Origin of the sequence: Mesorhizobium sp. SEMIA396 (assembly GCF_024518615.1) — a bacterium.
Classification (GTDB): Bacteria; Pseudomonadota; Alphaproteobacteria; order Rhizobiales; family Rhizobiaceae; genus Mesorhizobium.
Genome location: NZ_JANIFC010000003.1, coordinates 173,887 through 190,939 on the forward strand (window position 1 = coordinate 173,887; position 17,053 = coordinate 190,939).

The following is a 17,053-nucleotide window of genomic DNA, read 5'->3' on the forward strand; positions in this document are numbered from 1 at the left end:
TCAGGGAGAGATTCCCCGGGGAGATCGGGGATTCCGGATAAATCGGTGAAACCGGGCACCAATATGTGGAGGAGAAACACAATGAAGAAATTGATTTTGGGCGTCGCCTTCGCGGCGCTGATGAGCTCATCCGCCATGGCCGCCAAGGTTGGCGTGTCGATGGCCAAGTTCGACGACAACTTCCTGACCGTGCTGCGCAACGGCATGATCGAGCAGGCCAAGGGCATGAGCGGCGTCGAGCTGCAGGTCGAGGACGCACAGAACGACGTTGCCAAGCAGCTCGACCAGATCAAGAACTTCGCCGCCTCGGGCGTCGATGCCATCATCGTCAACCCGGTCGACACTTCGGCCACGCAGGCGATGTCGGACGCCGCCGCCGCAGCCAAGATCCCGCTGGTCTATGTCAACCGCGAGCCGGTCAATGTCGACACGCTGCCCGACAACCAGGCCTTCGTCGCCTCGAACGAAGCCGATTCCGGCACGCTCGAGACCAAGGAAGTCTGCCGCCTGTTCAAGGAAGCCGGCAAGAAGGAAGCCAATGTCTATGTGATCATGGGCGAGCTTTCCAACCAGGCCGCCGTGCAGCGCACCAAGGACATCGACGATGTGATCGCGACGCCGGATTGCAGCTTCATCAAGATCATCGACAAGCAGACGTCGAACTGGAACCGCGACGAGGCGCAGAACCTGATGACCAACTGGCTGTCGACCGGCAAGCCGTTCGACGGCGTCATCGCCAACAATGACGAAAGCGCCATCGGCGCCATCCAGGCGATGAAGGCCGGCAACATCGACATGAAGGCGGTTGTCGTCGGCGGCGTCGACGCCACCCAGGACGCGCTGGCGGCCATGCAGGCGGGCGACCTCGACGTAACCGTGTTCCAGGACGCGGCCGGCCAGGGCGCCGGCGCTCTCGATGCGGCGCTCAAGCTCGCCAAGGGCGAGAAGGTCGAGCACAAGGTCTACGTGCCCTTCCAGCTGGTGACGCCCGCCAACATCGACAAGTTCCTGAAGAAGAACTGAGCCGCCAACGGTTCGATACGGAGCGGCGCTCTCGATCAAGACAGCGCCGCTCCCCTCTCTCCCTCAGCGCCGCAGGCGCGAGGGCGACCGCGGCTGATGGAGGACAGAATACGTGGCACAGACATCTCATGGCGTCGGCGGCGTCGGTTATGATGCGAGGAAGCGCACATGGCCGGCCGAGTTCAATGTTTTCCTGGCACTGGTCATTCTCGTCGTCATCTTCGAACTGATCGGCCGCATTTTTCTCGGCGACAGCTTCCTGTTCAACACACGCAGCGACGTCGGCGGCATCTTCAACGAAGCGCGCCTGCAGATCATCATCCTGCAGGTGTCGATCGTCGGCATCATCGCCATCGGCGTGACGCAGGTCATCATCACCGGCGGCATCGACCTGTCCTCAGGCTCGATCGTCGGCGCGACCGCCATGATCGCCATGAGCTTCGCTCAGGTGGCGACGGTCAACGGCAACCCCAATCCCAAGGCGATGTTCCTGGCGCAGGGCTGGACGGACCTGCCTGTCATCGTGCCGCTGCTGGTGGCGATCGCCTGCGGCCTGTTTGCCGGCCTCGTCAATGGCGCGCTGATCGCCTACACGCGCATTCCGCCGTTCATCGCCACGCTCGGCATGATGGTGACCGCGCGCGGCATCGCCAAATGGTGGTCCAAGGGCCAGCCGATCTCGTTTCCCACCGAGAGTTTCGCCGGCATCGGCAAAGGCCTGATGCCCGTCGTCATCTTCCTGTCGCTGGCCATCCTGTTCCAGCTGATCATGACCTACACCAGGTACGGCAAGCACTGTTACGCGATCGGCTCCAACGAGGATGCCGCGCGCATGTCCGGCATCAAGATCGCCAACCACAAGATCCTGGTCTACGTCATCGCCGGCATTCTCGCCGCGCTCGCCGCCGTGGTGCTGAGCTCCAAGAACCTGACCGCGCAGTCCGGCATGGGCGTGATGTACGAACTCGACGCCATCGCCATGGCGGTCATCGGCGGCGTCTCCCTGTCGGGCGGCCGCGGCTCGATCATCGGCACGGTGATCGGCTCGCTGATCTTCGGCGTCATCATCTCCGGCTTCACCTTCCTGCGCCTCGACGCCTACTACCAGGAGATGGTCAAGGGTGTGATCATCGTCGGTGCGGTGGTTCTCGACCAGTGGCGCCAACGCCTGCGGGCAATGAGGGCATGACCATGTCAGACATCGTCCTGAAGACTGAAAACCTGACCAAGCGCTATGGCGGCGTGCACGCGCTGGAAGGGGCGAATTTCGAACTGCGCAAGGGCGAGCATGTCGCCATCATGGGCGACAACGGCGCCGGCAAGTCGACCTTCGTGCGCCAGATCACCGGTGTCGAGCAGCGCACCAGCGGCCAGATCTGGTTCGACGGCAAGGAAGTGAATTTTGCCGGGCCGATCGAGGCTCGCACGGCGGGCATCGAGACCGTGTTCCAGAACCTGGCGCTGGCCGACGATCTCGACGTGCCTTCGAACCTGTTCCTCGGCCGCGAGAAGGTTTTGTTCAACCTCGGCCCGTTCTCGATCCTCGACCGCAAATACATGCGCAAGGCGACCGAGGCGGCGCTCGTCCGCACGGCGGTGAAGATCCCCAATCTGTCCAACACCATCCGCCACATGTCAGGCGGCCAGCGCCAGTGCGTGGCGATCGCCCGCACCGCGACCTTCGCCTCCAAGCTGATCATCATGGACGAGCCAACGGCTGCCCTTGGCGTGCAGGAGACCGCGCAGGTCGAAAACATCGTCCGTACGCTCAAGGACAATGGCGAGCCGCTGATCCTGATCAGCCACAATATGCGCCAGGTGTTCGATCTCTGCGACCGTATCGTCGTGTTCCGGCGCGGCCGCATCGTCGCCAATCTGCGCAAGGAGAACACCGACGGAAACGATATCGTCTCCTACATCACCGGCGCCAAGACCGGGGAGGCGGAACTCGCGGCCTAAACAGGATGGTCATCCTGTTTTCTGGCGCGCTCGAAAAATAGACTTGCCACCTTCCCCCAAAAGGAAGGTGCGGACACAACTCTCTCTAACCCATCCCCCAGAGGAAATATCATGACCGTTCGCTTCGCTCTCCTCGGTGCCGGCCGCATCGGCAAGGTCCATGCCCGCGCCGTCGGCTCCAATCCGCAGGCCAAACTGGTTGCCGTCGCCGATGCGTTCGAGAAGGCCGCCAAAGAGCTGGCGAGCGCCTATGGCGCCGAGGTGCGCAGCATCGAGGATATCGAGAAAGCCGGTGATATCGACGCCGTCGTCATCTGCACGCCGACCGACACCCATGCCGATCTGATCGAGCGCTTCGCCAAGGCCGGCAAGGCGATCTTCTGCGAGAAGCCGATCGACCTCAACGTCAAGCGCGTCGAGAAGTGCCTGGCCGTGGTCGAGAAGACCAAGGCGACGCTGATGGTCGGCTTCAACCGCCGCTTCGATCCGCACTTCGCCGCCGTGCGCAAGGCAATCGACGACGGCGCCATCGGCACCGTCGAGATGGTCACCATCACCTCGCGCGATCCCGGCGCGCCGCCGATCGACTACATCAAGCGCTCGGGCGGCATTTTTCGCGACATGACCATCCATGATTTCGACATGGCGCGCTTCCTGCTCGGCGAAGAGGTCGTGGCGGTCAGCGCCCATGCCTCGGTGCTGGTCGACAAGAAGATCGGTGCCGCCGGCGATTTCGATAGCGTCAGCGTCATCCTGGAAACCGCTTCCGGCAAGCAGGCGGTCATCTCCAATTCGCGCCGCGCCACCTATGGCTACGACCAGCGCATCGAGGTGCATGGCTCGAAAGGCATGGTTGCCGCCGAGAACCAGCGCCCGGTGTCGATCGAACTGGCCAACGAGAAGGGCTATACCCGCCCGCCGCTGCACGACTTCTTCATGACCCGCTATCTCGACGCCTACGCTATTGAGATCGCCGCGTTCATCACGGCCGCGACCTCGGGCAAGAAAGCGTCGCCGAGCGGTGCGGATGGGCTGGTGGCGCTGAAGCTGGCCGACGCGGCGCTGAAATCAGCAACGACCGGCAAGACCGTCCGTCTCGACAAGTAAGAACCGGAAACTAGGGTACAGGGAGCAGAGCGATGAGCACATCCGCCGATCGCAATTCGAAGACGCGCGCCATCGTCACCGGCGGCGCGCAAGGCATCGGCTTTGCCGTTGCCGAAGCGCTGGCCGACGAAGGTTGCCGGGCACTGGCGCTCATCGGCCGATCGCAGGAGAAGGGCGACAAGGCCGTCGCCCATTTCAAGAAGGCGGGCGTCGACGCGATCTTCATCAGCGCCGACGTGTCAAAAGTGGCGGACTGCAAGCGCGCGGTCGCCACCGCGATCTCGCATTTCGGCACCGTCAACGCGCTGGTCAACGCCGCCGCCACTTCGGCGCGCGGTTCTCTGGTCGAAACCTCCGAAGAGCTGTTCGATACGATTTTCGATACCAATGTGCGCGGCCCGTTCTTCCTGATGCAAGGCGTGGTGGCGCATCTCCTGGAAAAGAAGGCACCCGGCTCGATCGTCAACGTGCTGTCGATGTCGGCGCATACCGGCCAGTCGTTCCTGACGCCCTATTCAACCAGCAAGGGCGCGCTGATGACGCTGACCAAGAACGTCGCCAATGCCTATCGCTACAACCGCATCCGCTGCAATGCGGTGCTGCCCGGCTGGATGGACACGGAGGGCGAGGACATCGTGCAGAAGAAGTGGCACGATGCGCCGGACGACTGGCTGGCAAAGGCCGAAGCCGCGCAGCCGATGGGGCAATTGGTGAAGCCGGACCAGTTGGCGCGGCTGATCAGCTACATGGTCAGCCCGCAGTCCGGCGTCATGACCGGATCGCTGGTCGACTATGACCAGAGCATTGCGGGGTCGTCTCCGGAATAGGGTCAGCGTCGCGGCCGGCCCGTTTCTCCCCGTCACTATACGGGGAGAAATGCCCGGCAGGGCAATGAGGGCAGCGCCGACTTTGATAGTTAGAGGGTCGATTGAAGTCGGGGCTTTTTGGCCCTGTCCTATCCGTTGACGCAAGCGCCGCCCCTCACCTGCCTGCCGGCATCCTCTCCCCGTATAGTGACGGGGAGAGGAGCGCTCTCGCCAGCGATTTCGCCAACTCATCTACGGCACGTGACAAGCGCCTCCGCATCGACTATATGAACCTCATGATCAACCTGACCGCCACATATTGGTACTTTAGGAGCTCGCTGGCGGCGGGAGGATTGCGCTCGATCTGAAGATTGCAGCAACAAGATCCGAACAGCCGCCATACCTGGCGGCTTTTTTGTTTCAGCCGGCAGGTTCCCTCTAAATCAAAGAGGAGCATGATGTCGTCCGAAAACCGCTTCACACTTTTCGGCATCATGCTCTCGACAGGAGCAGAAAGCCGTGTTGACCACCACAGACGACCTCCGAGTCAAGGAAATCCGAGAACTGAGTACGCCGGACGAGGTGATGCGGGAGATCCCGCGCACTTTGACGGCGACGCGCACCGTCAGCGCATCGCGCAACGCAACCCATGCCATCCTGAACGGCACCGACGACCGGCTGCTCGTCATTGTCGGCCCGTGTTCGATCCACGATCCGGTCGCGGCCGTCGACTATGCCAGCCGTCTGGCGGCGCTGCGCGAGAGCCTGTCGGACCGGCTGGAGATCGTGATGCGGGTCTATTTCGAGAAACCGCGCACGACGGTCGGCTGGAAAGGCCTGATCAACGATCCCGACCTCGACGGCAGCTTCAACATCGACAAGGGGCTGCGGATGGCGCGCAACGTGCTGTCGGCCGTCAACAATCTCGGCCTGCCGGCGGCGACCGAATTCCTCGACATGACCACGCCGCAATACATTGCCGACCTGGTCGCCTGGGGCGCGATCGGCGCGCGCACGACCGAGAGCCAGATCCACCGCGAACTCGCCTCGGGCCTTTCCTGCCCGGTCGGCTTCAAGAACGGCACCGACGGCAATCTGCGCATCGCCGCCGAGGCGGTGAAATCGGCTGCCCAGCCGCATCATTTCATGGCGGTGACCAAGGGCGGCCGCAGCGGCATCGCCACGACCACGGGCAACGAGGACTGCCACGTCATCCTGCGCGGCGGCGTTCAGCCCAACTATGACGTGGCGAGCGTCGAAGCCGCCGCTGTGGAACTCGCCCGCATCGGCGTTGCGCCCAGGCTGATGATCGATGTCAGCCACGCCAACTCGGCCAAGAAGCCCGAGAACCAGCCCAAGGTCGCGGCAGATGTCGCCGGCCAGGTCGCGGCAGGCGACGAGCGCATCATCGGCCTGATGATCGAGAGCAATCTCGTCGCCGGCCGGCAGGACGTGGTGCCGGGCAAGCCGCTGCTCTATGGCCAGAGCATCACCGATGGCTGCATCGACTGGGCGACCACCGAGACGGTGCTGCACGGCCTTGCCGGCGCCGTCGAGTGGCGCCGCTCGGCACGCCGCGCCATGATCGACAACCGGCAGGGAGCCGCTTGAGCCACTATTGCCGGCCTTTGCCCGGCACGACCCCCACCCTAACCCTCCCCACAAGGGGGAGGGAACGCTGCCGCACTCCTACTCGAACCTTGACGTCTGAAAGCCTCGGCAGTTTGCCATTGTCAGCGCCGGCGGGAGTCTCCCTCCCCCTTGTGGGGGAGGGGTTAGAGGTGGGGGTCTTCTTCGCAAGAAATCCTACGCCGCCCTTAATCCTTCCCATGCCGTGAACACCGACACGGCAAAGAGCAGCAGTCCGGCCGCCCGGCCGGCAAAAATGGTCGCCCGCGGATTGGCGATCAGAAGGTTGCGGCTGCGGCCAGCCGTGATCGCCAGTCCGCCATAGATCGCAGCCTGGGTGGCCACGGTCAGCAGCCCCATGACCGTCGCCTGCATCCAGATCGGACCGTAGTCCGGTTTCAGGAACTGCGGGTAGACGGCAAGCACGAACAGGTATGCCTTCGGGTTGATCAGGCAGGTCACAAAACCCTGGCGAAAGGCCTTCCATGCGGACCGGCTGCCGGCAGGCCCTTCCTGACCGACAGTGATGGAACTGCGCATCAGCGTGATGCCGATAAAGGCCATGTAGGCGGCGCCGGCAAGCAGAAGCGGCTTGAACAGGATCGGCACGAAATGCATCAGCAGGCCGACGCCGATGGCGCCGTTCAGCGTGTGCACCATGCCGCCGACCATGATGCCGCCGGTCGCGGCGAGACCCCTGTCGCGCCCGCCGGTCAGTGCATTGGCAAGCACGAAGAGCATGTCCATGCCCGGAACGGCGATGATGCCGAACAGCAGGATAAAGAAAAGCCAGAGATTTTCCGCATAGCCCATGTCAGTTGCCTGCCGCCTCGCTCCGCCAAACCGCAGCGGAACCTGTTGATTTTCAAGTCGATAGGCGCTCCTATAGGTCAGCCCAACTGACAATGCTGTGTCAATTGGGCTCGCAACCCGGGGAAAAAATGCGCAAGGCGTCACGCCTGTTCGAGATCATCCAGATCGTGCGGCTGGCGCGGCAGCCGGTGACGGCGGCGACGATTGCCGAGCGGCTGGAAGTGACGGTACGCTCGATCTATCGCGACATCGCAGCGCTGCAGGCGATGCGCGTTCCGATCGAAGGGGGCCGCGGCATCGGCTATATCCTGCGCCCCGGCTTCGACCTGCCGCCGCTGATGTTCTCGATCGAGGAGATGGAGGCGATCGTCCTGTCGCTGGCGCTGCTGGAGCGCACCGGAGACAGCGAGCTCAAGCAGGCGGCCAAGCGCGTCAGCGCCAAGATCGCCGGGGCGGTGCCACCACCCTTGCGCCAGGCCTTCGACGCCAATGCGCTGCATGCGTGGGGATTCGCCGCGCCCTCGACCGGCGCGATCGACTTGGCGCTGGTGCGACGCGCCATCCGCGACGAGGAGAAGCTCGATCTCTCATATCGCGACGAGATGGGCCGGGCCTCCGAGCGCCTCGTCCGCCCGATCGCGCTCATCTACTACGCCGAAACCGCCAACATCGTCGCCTGGTGCGAGCTGCGCCAGGCGATCCGCAATTTCCGCAGCGACCGGATCGAGGATTGCCAGGCGACGGGGTTGCGGTTCAAGGGCGAAGGCGACCGCTTGCGGCAGGTCTGGGTGAATGGATGGGAGATCAATGCGGCGGTTGGCGGCTGACGCGATTCTCCCTTCTCCCCCTTGTGGGAGAAGGTGGATCGGTGCGCAGCGCCGAGACGGATGAGGGGTGTTCCAGCGGAGTGAGACGTTGGTGTTCCCTGGAGCACCCCTCATCCGACCTCGCTTCGCGAGGCCACCTTCTCCCGCAAGGGGAGAAGGTGAGCCGCCGCCTCACCGCACGTCCACCCAGCGCTTTTCCTCGAAGGAGCGCGCCATCGCGTGCACCGTGCGCTCGATCTCCAGCCCTTCGGCGAATTCGATGAGCCGTGCCGGCCTGCCTTCAAGCCGCGTCAGCAGTTCGTGGCACTCGATGATCTTGAGGTCGTTGAAGCCGAGGCCATGGCCTGGCGCCGGCACGAAGAGGTCATAGGGCTTGTGGTGCGGCGCCACCAGGATGGTGCGGTAGCCCTGCTCGGTCGGCCGATCTGATGTGAGATAGAGCTGGAATTCGTTCGATCGTTCCTGGTCGAACAGGATCGACCCTTTCGAGCCGAAGATCTGGACGGCGATGCGGCCCTTGCGGCCCCAGGCCGAGCGGTTGACCAGCAGCGTGCCGGCAATGCCGCTTTCCAGATGCATCAGCACGCTGGCTATGTCGTAGGTCTCCACAGCGCGGCGGCCGCCGCTGGCCAGCTTGCGATCGGCATAGGGTTTGGCCATGTCGCAGATGACACTGGCGACGCGGCCGAACAGGGCTGAGACCAGCGACAGCGGATGCACGGCGAAATCGTCGAGCGCGCCATAGCCTGACGCGGCTTCGTGCTTCCAGAAGAACAACGCCTCTGGGTCGGCCATAAAGTCCTCGTCCATCTCGATGCGCAGATGGTTGACCTCGCCGATGATCTTCTCTTCCAGCAAAGCGCCGATGTGGCGGATGGCCGGGCTCTGGATGTAGTTGTAGCCGAGCGCCGCGATCTTGCCGGACTTTCTCGCCGCCGCTGCCATCGCCTCGGCCTCGGCAAAGCTCGGCGCCATCGGCTTTTCGCACCACAGATGCTTGCCGGCTTCGAGGATGGCGATGGCCATTTCCGGATGGAACTGGTTGGGCGTGGTCAGCGAGACGATATCGACTTCGGGATCGTTGACGACGGCACGCCAGTCGCCCGACGCCTTGGCGAACCCGAACTCGCCCGCCTTGCGCCGGGCAAGCTCTTCATTGACCTCGCCGAGATGGACCAGCCGTGGCTTGGCAACGTCGGGAAAGACGGCGCTGACGGCACTCCATGCGATGGCATGACACTTGCCCATGAAACCCGTACCGATGAGACCGACGCCGACCATTTTCCGTTTCTCCACTGCTTGAAGCGCTGCGTGGATGAATTAGTCCATTTTCTCTTGGAATGGAATGTCTGCCTCATTTTTTATGGTGTTCTTGCGCAGGCTCGCTATGATGATGCACAGAGGACGCTTCACGTATGAGCCTGGACAGAGCGACGATGGACGAACGGGTACCTCGCGATTTCGAGACGCTGCGCACCACCATCCTGGAGCGGCGCGAAAGCCTGCCGAAGCGCATCGCCCAGATCGCTGCCCATGCGCTCGACAATCCCGACGATATCGCTTTCGGCACCGCCGCCAGCATCGCCGCTTCGGCCGGCGTGCAGCCTTCGACCCTGATCCGATTTGCCCAGCAGCTTGGCTTCGATGGTTTCACCAGCCTGCAGCAGGTGTTTCGCGAACGGCTGCGCGAGCGCAACTCATCCTATGACGAAAGGCTGCAGGCGCTGCGCGCCAAGGCAGAGGGCGGCGCCGGCCATCGGTCGATCTTCGACGGCTTCGTCGCCGCCGCCAGCACCTCGCTCAACGACATTTCGCGCACGCTGGACGACGCGCATCTGGAAGACGCCATTTCCCTGCTGGCGAAGGCCGAGACCATCTACGTGCTGGCCAAGCGCCGCTCGTATCCGGTGGCGTCCTACATCGCCTATGCGCTGGGCAAGCTGAAGATCCGCAACCAGCTGATCGAATCGGCGGCCGGGCTGAATGCCGAGATGATCGGCTTCGCCACGCCGGCGGATGCCGTCATCGCCATTTCCTTCTCGCCCTACGCACCGGCCACGATCGAGGAAGCGCGCAGCATTTCGGAACAGGGCGTGCCGATCGTCGCCATCACCGACAGCTCGTTTTCGCCGCTCGCCCAGTTCGCCAAGGTCTGGTTCGAGGTTGCAGAGGCCGATTTCGCCGGCTTCCGCTCGCTGTCGGCGACAATGGCGCTGGCCATGGCGCTGACCGTCGGCGTCGGCGAGAAGCGACGCGACACGGGCCGCAAGCGCAAGGCCTGATCCATCGCCGAAAAGACACTTTTCACGGAAGGAACACTCATTCCATATTGACTATGGATTGGAATTATTATTTCATATTCCCGGCGCCACGCTGCCGCTCGCGCGTGTACCCCAACACAACAAGGCCGACGGGAGGTTCCAATGAGCGAAGCCGTGGACGCTGAATACGCGCCGCTCGACGTTATCACTATCGGTCGCGCTTCCGTGGACCTTTATGGGCAGCAGATCGGCTCGCGGCTGGAGGACATCACCTCCTTCGCCAAGTCGGTCGGCGGCTGCCCGGCCAACATCTCGGTCGGCACGGCCAGGCTCGGCCTGCGCTCGGCACTGCTCACCCGCGTCGGCGACGAGCAGATGGGCCGCTTCATCCGCGAGCAGCTGACGCGTGAAGGCGTCAATGTCGACGGCCTTAAGACCGACAAGGAGCGGCTTACCGCCTTGGTGCTGCTGTCGGTCGAGGACGAAGGCGTTTCGCCGATGATCTTCTATCGCTCGGACTGCGCCGACATGGCGCTGGCGCCGGAAGACATCGACGAGGCCTTCATCGCCTCGGCGCGCTCGATCGTCGTCACCGGCACGCATTTTTCCAGGCCCAACAGCGATGCCGCGCAGCGCAAGGCGATCCGCATCATGAAGGCCAAGGGCGGCAAGGTGGTGTTCGACATCGACTACCGGCCGAACCTGTGGGGCCTTGCCGGCCATGCCGAAGGGTTCGAGCGCTATGTGAAATCGGACCGGGTCTCGGCGCAGTTGAAGACGGTGCTGCCCGATTGCGACCTCATCGTCGGCACCGAGGAGGAGATCATGATCGCGTCGGGCGCCGACGATTGCCTGAGCGCCTTGAAGACGATCCGCTCGCTGTCGTCCGCCACCATCGTCCTGAAGCGCGGCGCCATGGGCTGCATCGTCTATGACGGACCGATCAGCGACGATCTCGAGGACGGTGTCGTCGGCAAGGGATTTCCGATCGAGATCTACAATGTGCTGGGCGCCGGCGATGCCTTCATGTCCGGTTTCCTGCGCGGCTGGCTGGGTGGCGAAGATCATGCGACAGCGGCGACCTGGGCCAATGCCTGCGGCGCCTTCGCCGTGTCGCGTCTGCTCTGCGCGCCGGAATATCCGACCTTCGAAGAACTGCGGTTCTTCCTCAAACACGGCAGCGAGCATCTGGCGTTGCGCAAGGACGAGGCGATCAACCACATCCATTGGGCAACGACGCGCCGGCGCGACATTCCCTCGCTGATGGCGCTCGCGTGCGACCACCGCGTGCAGCTCGAGGATGTGGCGGCGAAGGCCGGCGCCGATCCGGCACGGATCGAAGAATTCAAGGTGCTGGCAGTCAAGGCGGCTGCGAAGGTCGCCGCCGGCCGCGACGGCTACGGCATGCTGATCGACGAGAAACACGGCCGCAAGGCAATGTTCGAATTCGCCAGGCATTCCTTCGCCTGGCTCGGGCGGCCGGTAGAGTTGCCGGGTTCGCGGCCGCTGCGCTTCGAATTCTCGCAGGACATCGGCTCGCAGCTTGTCGAATGGCCGGTCGACCATTGCATCAAATGCCTGTGTTTCTATCACCCCGACGATCCGGCGGCGCTGAAGGAAGAACAGCAGCAGAAGTTGCGCGCCCTGTTCGAAGGCGCGCGGAAGGTCGGCAGGGAACTTCTCATCGAGATCATTGCCGGCAAACATGGCAAGCTCGACGACACGACGATCCCGCGCGCGTTGGAGGAACTCTATGCGCTCGGCATCAAGCCGGACTGGTGGAAGCTCGAGCCGCAGGCGTCGAGCGGCGCCTGGGCGAAGATCGAGGCCGTCATCCTGAAGCACGACCCGTGGTGCCGCGGCGTCGTGCTGCTGGGCCTGGAAGCGCCGCAGGACGAGCTGGAAGCGGCGTTCGCCGCCACCGCCAAGGCGCCCATCGTCAAGGGCTTTGCCGTCGGCCGCACCATCTTCGTCCATGCGGCCGAACAATGGCTGGCCGGCAAGATGTCGGATAACGAGGCGATCGCCGACATGGCGCAGCGCTTCGAACAGTTGACGGATGCGTGGCTTGCCGAGCGCGGCCGCAAGGCGGCATAAGAAGGCGCGGAATAGGACTGCGGAGGAAAACACCATGAGCAAGACAATCCGCCTGACAATGGCGCAGGCGCTGACCCGCTTCCTGTCACGCCAGATGACCGAGATCGACGGGAGCAAAGTCCCGATCTTCGGCGGCGTCTGGGCGATCTTCGGCCACGGCAATGTCGCCGGCATCGGCGAGGCGCTTTATCAGCTGCGCGACGAGCTGCCGACCTTCCGCGCCCACAATGAACAGGCGATGGCGCATGCGGCGATCGCCTACGCCAAGGCCAATTTCCGCCGCCGCTTCATGGCCGCGACCTCTTCGATCGGCCCCGGCGCGCTCAACATGGTGACGGCGGCGGCGCTCGCCCATGTAAACAGGTTGCCCGTCCTGTTTTTGCCGGGCGACGTCTTCGCCAACCGCATCCCAGATCCGGTGCTGCAGCAGGCCGAGGATTTCTCCGACGGCACGGCTACGGTCAATGACTGCTTCCGTCCGGTTTCACGCTATTTCGACCGCATCACCCGGCCGGAGCAGATCATTCCTGCGCTCAGCCGCGCCATGGCCGTGCTGACCGATCCGGCCGAATGCGGCCCGGTGACGCTGTCTCTGTGCCAGGACGTGCAGGCCGAGGCCTACGACTACCCCGAGAGTTTCTTTGCCGAGAGGGTCTGGCACCAGCGCCGGCCGCGCCCGGATCGCCATGAGCTTGCCGCCGCGGTAGCGGCGCTGAAGGGCGCAAAAAAGCCGCTGGTGATCGCCGGCGGCGGCGTCCTCTATTCGCAGGCGTCGGACGAACTGGCGAAATTCGCCGAGAGCGCCGGCATCCCGGTCTGCGAGACGCAAGGCGGCAAATCCTCGTTGCCGGACGACCATCCGCTCAACATGGCGGCGGTCGGCGTCACCGGAACTTCTGCCGCCAACCGGTTGGCTGAGGAAGCCGATGTCGTGCTGGCCATCGGCACGCGTCTGCAGGACTTCACCACCGGTTCGTGGGCGCTGTTCAAGAATTCGGGCAAGACCATCATCGGGCTCAACGTGCAGCCCTTCGACGCCGGCAAGCACCGCGCCCTGCCACTGGTCGCCGATGCGGCCGAGGGCCTGGCCGAACTCAGTGCTGCGCTGAAGGGCTGGAAGGCGCCGGCAAGCTGGACCGACAATGCGTCCTCCGGCAAGAAGGCCTGGCAGGCCGAGGCGGCCAAGGTGACGGCGTCGACCAATGCCGCCTACCCGTCCGACGCGCAGGTGATCGGCGCCGTGCAGCGCGCCATGGGCTCCGGTGTGACGCTGCTGAATGCCTCCGGCGGGTTGCCGGGCGAATTGCACAAACTTTGGCAGGCGGGCGCGCCCGGATCGTATCATGGCGAATATGGCTTCTCGACCATGGGCTACGAGATTGCCGGCGGGCTCGGAGCCAAGATGGCGAAGCCCGGCGAGGGGATCGTCGTCATGATCGGCGACGGCTCCTACCTGATGATGAACTCCGAAATCGCCACCTCGGTGATGCTCGGCCTCAAGCTCACTATCGTGCTGCTCGACAACAGAGGCTATGGCTGCATCAACCGGCTGCAGATGGCGACCGGCGGCGCCAACTTCAACAATCTGCTGAAGGACTCGCGCCACGAGGTTCTGCCCGACATCGACTTTGCCGCGCATGCGGCGAGCATGGGGGCGATCGCCGAGAAAGTGCCGTCGATCGCCGGGCTGGAAAACGCGCTGGCACAAGCCAGGAAGAATACGCGCACAACGGTGCTCGTCATCGACACCGACCCGCTGGTTTCCACGGATGCCGGCGGCCATTGGTGGGACGTGGCGGTGCCGGAAGTGTCTGTACGGCCGCAGGTCAACGCGGCGCGCAAGGCGTATGACGAAAAGCGGAAGATGCAGAGTGTGGGTGATTGAGGTCGGCGCTGCCCCTCACCTGCCTGCCGGCATCCTCTCCCCGTATAGGGACGGGGAGAGGGACGCTGTCACCACCGGTTTCGCCAATCACCGCCGTCGCAAGAAAGACGCCGAGGTCGCGGCTAGACCCCTTGTCCCCGTCCCTATACGGGGAGAAGGTGCCGGCAGGCGGATGAGGGGCGGCGGCAACCAAAGGATAACTGTTCTAAACCGGAGTGACGACTTGAAAGCCAAACTGGGCATGTCCCCCATTGCGTGGTGGAACGACGATCTTGCGGAACTCAGCGATGACGTGTCGCTGGAAGAATGCCTGCGCCAGTCGCGCTCGGCCGGCTTCACCGGCATGGAGATGGGCCGGCGTTTTCCCAATGATCCCGAAATCATGCTGCCGATCCTGAAGGCGTCCGACGTCACGCTATGCGGTGGCTGGTTCTCCGGCACGCTGGTCGATGGGGAGATGGCCGACAACAAGGATCGCATCCAGCCGATGATCGACCTGTTCAAGGCGGTGAATGCGCCTTGCATCGTTTATGGCGAAGTCGGCCGCTCGATCCAGGGCGACCGCTCGAAGCCGCTGGCGACCAAGCCGAAGCTGTCGGATGACGAGATGAAGGCTTACGCGAAACGCCTGACCGCGTTTGGCGAATGGTGCGCCGAACAGGGTATGCCGCTGTCCTATCATCACCACATGGCGGCGGTGGTCGAGACCGAGCCGGAACTCGATGCCTTCATGCGCTATTCCGGAGCCGGCATTCCGCTGCTGCTCGATGCCGGACATCTGGCATTCGCCGGCGGAGACGTGCTGCGTGCCATCGACAACCATCATACCCGCATCAGCCATGTGCATGTGAAGGACGTTCGCATGGGCGTGATCGAAAAGCTCGATCGCACCAAACAATCCTTCCTCGACGCGGTGGCGCTGGGCGCCTTCACCGTGCCGGGCGACGGCTCGCTCGATTTCGGCGCCATCGTGCAGCGCTTCGCCGACCATGGCTATGAGGGCTGGTTCGTGGTCGAGGCCGAGCAGGACCCGAAGAAGAACCCGCCACTCAGGATGGCACAGGTTGGCTACAAGGAATTGATGCGCGTCATGACCGCCGCCGGCTATACGGTCGAGACGCAAGGCTTTCCAAATGTCTAGTTTCCCAATGGCTGGTGCGACGGGTTCCCGGCGAGACCGATTGCTGTAGATTGGCCCTATGAAAGATTCCGAACACCCCTTCTTCCGACCTTTGTGGCGGCGTGTCGCCATCGTCGCGGTCTGCGTCATCTGGTCGATCATCGAGTTCGCCACCAGCACGCCGTTCTGGGGCATGATCGCGCTCGGCTTCGCCGGCTACGCCGTCTGGCAGTTTTTTTATCTCTACAAGCCTGCTGACGAGGCGAAGCCTTCGGTCGAGCCCGAGCCGAAGGAGTAACTGATCGCATGCGTTGGCGACTATCTTGCAGTGCTTCTCGTTTCGTCATCCTGGGGCGGAGCAAGGAGCGAAGCGACGCGGCGCAGACCCTAGGATCCATGCCATGACTTTGAAGCTGGTGTGACGGTGCAGAATCCGCTCCGCTGCGCCCTTCGGCCGAGGCAACGGCATGGATCCTAGGGTCTCCGCGACGGAGCTTCGCTCCTGCTTCGCCCTAGGATGACGAAGTTGGAAGGGCGCCGGCCGAAGATTTGCGATGGCCCTTTCAAACAGGCGGCTTGGCTTCACGGAGTCCTTCAAGCCAACGGAATAGGAGACAAAAATGTCGAAGCTGCTCGTCAAAGCCGACAAAGGCCATGGCCGCGTCGCCCATGTGACGCCGAAAAGCGCCGGCTGGACCTATGTCGGTTTCGACCTGCATCGGCTGAAGCCGGGCGAGAGCGTCTCCGGCAAGACGGAGGATCGCGAAGTCTGCCTGGTGTTCGTTACCGGCAAGGGCAAGGCTTCAGCCGGCGGCAAGGATCTCGGCCTGCTCGGCGAGCGCATGTCGCCCTTCGAGGGCAAGCCGTGGTCGGTGTATGTGCCTGAGGGATCGGATTGGTCGGTGACGGCGGACACCGGACTGGAACTCGCGGTCTGCTCGGCGCCGGGCCTTGGCGGCGGTCTGCCGGTTCGCGTCATCGGACCGGACGATCTCGGCCAGGAGGTGCGCGGCAAGGGCACCAACACACGCTATGTCACCAACATATTGCCGGAGGGCAAGCCGGCCGATTCGCTGCTGGTGGTCGAGGTGATCACGCCCGGCGGCCACACGTCGAGCTATCCGCCGCACAAGCACGACCGGGACAATCTGCCCGCTGAATCCTATCTTGAGGAAACCTACTATCACCGTCTCAACCCGCCGCAGGGCTTTGCCTTCCAGCGCGTCTACACCGATGCCGACGAGAATGGCCATCGCGCGCTCGACGAAGCGATGGCGATCGAGGATGGCGATGTCGTGCTGGTGCCCGGGGGCTATCACCCCTGCGCCGCCTGCCACGGCTACGACCTCTATTATCTCAACGTCATGGCCGGACCGAAGCGGACGTGGAAATTCCACAACGCGCCCGAGCACGAGTGGTTGATGAAGGCCTGATCGGTCGCTGCGTGAGCACTCGCTCCCTGGTCCAGCACGAAAAAATCGTCGGCTAATGACCCCGCCGCAGCGTTTTGTTACCTGAAAGCCAGC

At 63.6% G+C, this 17,053-nt stretch carries 15 protein-coding genes; 13 read left to right on the forward strand and 2 right to left on the reverse strand.

Annotated features, from left to right (window positions below; genetic code table 11):
- Positions 1 to 81: 81 nt before the first annotated feature.
- The 6 genes from NP503_RS10290 (at position 82) to NP503_RS10315 (ending at position 6,506) form a co-directional block, all read left to right on the forward strand.
- Entirely contained in the window at positions 82 to 1,023 is a 942-nt protein-coding gene (locus tag NP503_RS10290) for a sugar ABC transporter substrate-binding protein (RefSeq protein ID WP_127270618.1), read from the forward strand.
- 112 nt (positions 1,024 to 1,135) lie between these two features.
- Positions 1,136 to 2,212 carry an ABC transporter permease gene (locus NP503_RS10295; RefSeq protein WP_027039989.1) on the forward strand — a complete coding sequence of 359 codons (1,077 nt, stop codon included), beginning with the start codon at positions 1,136 to 1,138 and terminating at the stop codon, positions 2,210 to 2,212.
- 2 nt (positions 2,213 to 2,214) lie between these two features.
- A complete protein-coding gene (locus NP503_RS10300; RefSeq protein ID WP_023810655.1) occupies positions 2,215 to 2,982 on the forward strand; it encodes an ATP-binding cassette domain-containing protein in 768 nt (255 codons plus the stop codon).
- Between the two features lie 111 nt (positions 2,983 to 3,093).
- On the forward strand, positions 3,094 to 4,089 hold the full coding sequence (gene iolG / locus NP503_RS10305; protein ID WP_027039991.1) for an inositol 2-dehydrogenase: 996 nt from the start codon (positions 3,094 to 3,096) through the stop codon (positions 4,087 to 4,089).
- 32 nt (positions 4,090 to 4,121) lie between these two features.
- Positions 4,122 to 4,916 carry an SDR family oxidoreductase gene (locus NP503_RS10310; RefSeq protein ID WP_127270616.1) on the forward strand — a complete coding sequence of 265 codons (795 nt, stop codon included), beginning with the start codon at positions 4,122 to 4,124 and terminating at the stop codon, positions 4,914 to 4,916.
- Positions 4,917 to 5,414: 498 nt separating this feature from the next.
- A complete protein-coding gene (locus NP503_RS10315) occupies positions 5,415 to 6,506 on the forward strand; it encodes a 3-deoxy-7-phosphoheptulonate synthase (RefSeq protein WP_127270608.1) in 1,092 nt (363 codons plus the stop codon).
- A gap of 195 nt (positions 6,507 to 6,701) precedes the next feature.
- Here the strand turns inward: NP503_RS10315 and NP503_RS10320 are convergent, their stop codons facing one another.
- Positions 6,702 to 7,337, reverse strand: coding sequence for a LysE family translocator (locus NP503_RS10320; protein ID WP_127269055.1), 636 nt, complete (start codon positions 7,335 to 7,337; stop codon positions 6,702 to 6,704).
- Between the two features lie 128 nt (positions 7,338 to 7,465).
- On the opposite strand from NP503_RS10320, the gene NP503_RS10325 reads away from it, so the two are divergent.
- Entirely contained in the window at positions 7,466 to 8,164 is a 699-nt protein-coding gene (locus NP503_RS10325; protein ID WP_127269054.1) for a YafY family protein, read from the forward strand.
- Positions 8,165 to 8,335: 171 nt separating this feature from the next.
- Here the strand turns inward: NP503_RS10325 and NP503_RS10330 are convergent, their stop codons facing one another.
- Positions 8,336 to 9,445, reverse strand: coding sequence for a Gfo/Idh/MocA family protein (locus NP503_RS10330; protein ID WP_127269053.1), 1,110 nt, complete (start codon positions 9,443 to 9,445; stop codon positions 8,336 to 8,338).
- Positions 9,446 to 9,600: 155 nt separating this feature from the next.
- Between NP503_RS10330 and NP503_RS10335 the strand changes: the two genes are divergently transcribed.
- From NP503_RS10335 to iolB, 6 genes are all read left to right on the forward strand, one after another.
- Positions 9,601 to 10,446 carry a MurR/RpiR family transcriptional regulator gene (locus tag NP503_RS10335; protein WP_164748924.1) on the forward strand — a complete coding sequence of 282 codons (846 nt, stop codon included), beginning with the start codon at positions 9,601 to 9,603 and terminating at the stop codon, positions 10,444 to 10,446.
- Between the two features lie 141 nt (positions 10,447 to 10,587).
- A complete protein-coding gene (gene iolC, locus NP503_RS10340; protein ID WP_127271232.1) occupies positions 10,588 to 12,522 on the forward strand; it encodes a 5-dehydro-2-deoxygluconokinase in 1,935 nt (644 codons plus the stop codon).
- A 34-nt stretch (positions 12,523 to 12,556) separates the two neighbouring features.
- Complete coding sequence (iolD, locus tag NP503_RS10345) at positions 12,557 to 14,407, forward strand: 3D-(3,5/4)-trihydroxycyclohexane-1,2-dione acylhydrolase (decyclizing) (RefSeq protein WP_127271234.1); 1,851 nt, start codon at positions 12,557 to 12,559, stop codon at positions 14,405 to 14,407.
- A gap of 223 nt (positions 14,408 to 14,630) precedes the next feature.
- Positions 14,631 to 15,548, forward strand: coding sequence for a myo-inosose-2 dehydratase (iolE, locus tag NP503_RS10350; RefSeq protein ID WP_127269082.1), 918 nt, complete (start codon positions 14,631 to 14,633; stop codon positions 15,546 to 15,548).
- Positions 15,549 to 15,606: 58 nt separating this feature from the next.
- Positions 15,607 to 15,825, forward strand: a complete 219-nt coding sequence (locus NP503_RS10355; RefSeq protein WP_127269081.1) for a DUF3329 domain-containing protein — start codon at positions 15,607 to 15,609, stop codon at positions 15,823 to 15,825.
- Between the two features lie 322 nt (positions 15,826 to 16,147).
- Positions 16,148 to 16,960 (forward strand): 5-deoxy-glucuronate isomerase, encoded by an 813-nt coding sequence (iolB, locus tag NP503_RS10360; protein ID WP_127269080.1) that lies wholly within the window; start codon positions 16,148 to 16,150, stop codon positions 16,958 to 16,960.
- The last annotated feature ends 93 nt before the right edge of the window (positions 16,961 to 17,053 follow it).

Excerpts from the sequence above, each read along its gene's own strand:
- NP503_RS10290 (WP_127270618.1), top strand. The coding sequence starts at position 82 with ATGAAGAAATTGATTTTGGGCGTCGCCTTCGCGGCGCTGATGAGCTCA.
- NP503_RS10300 (WP_023810655.1), top strand. The coding sequence starts at position 2,215 with ATGTCAGACATCGTCCTGAAGACTGAAAACCTGACCAAGCGCTATGGC.
- iolG (WP_027039991.1), top strand. The coding sequence starts at position 3,094 with ATGACCGTTCGCTTCGCTCTCCTCGGTGCCGGCCGCATCGGCAAGGTC.
- NP503_RS10310 (WP_127270616.1), top strand. The coding sequence starts at position 4,122 with ATGAGCACATCCGCCGATCGCAATTCGAAGACGCGCGCCATCGTCACC.
- NP503_RS10320 (WP_127269055.1), bottom strand. The coding sequence starts at position 7,337 with ATGGGCTATGCGGAAAATCTCTGGCTTTTCTTTATCCTGCTGTTCGGC.
- NP503_RS10325 (WP_127269054.1), top strand. The coding sequence starts at position 7,466 with ATGCGCAAGGCGTCACGCCTGTTCGAGATCATCCAGATCGTGCGGCTG.
- NP503_RS10330 (WP_127269053.1), bottom strand. The coding sequence starts at position 9,445 with ATGGTCGGCGTCGGTCTCATCGGTACGGGTTTCATGGGCAAGTGTCAT.
- NP503_RS10335 (WP_164748924.1), top strand. The coding sequence starts at position 9,601 with ATGGACGAACGGGTACCTCGCGATTTCGAGACGCTGCGCACCACCATC.
- iolC (WP_127271232.1), top strand. The coding sequence starts at position 10,588 with ATGAGCGAAGCCGTGGACGCTGAATACGCGCCGCTCGACGTTATCACT.
- iolD (WP_127271234.1), top strand. The coding sequence starts at position 12,557 with ATGAGCAAGACAATCCGCCTGACAATGGCGCAGGCGCTGACCCGCTTC.
- NP503_RS10355 (WP_127269081.1), top strand. The coding sequence starts at position 15,607 with ATGAAAGATTCCGAACACCCCTTCTTCCGACCTTTGTGGCGGCGTGTC.
- iolB (WP_127269080.1), top strand. The coding sequence starts at position 16,148 with ATGTCGAAGCTGCTCGTCAAAGCCGACAAAGGCCATGGCCGCGTCGCC.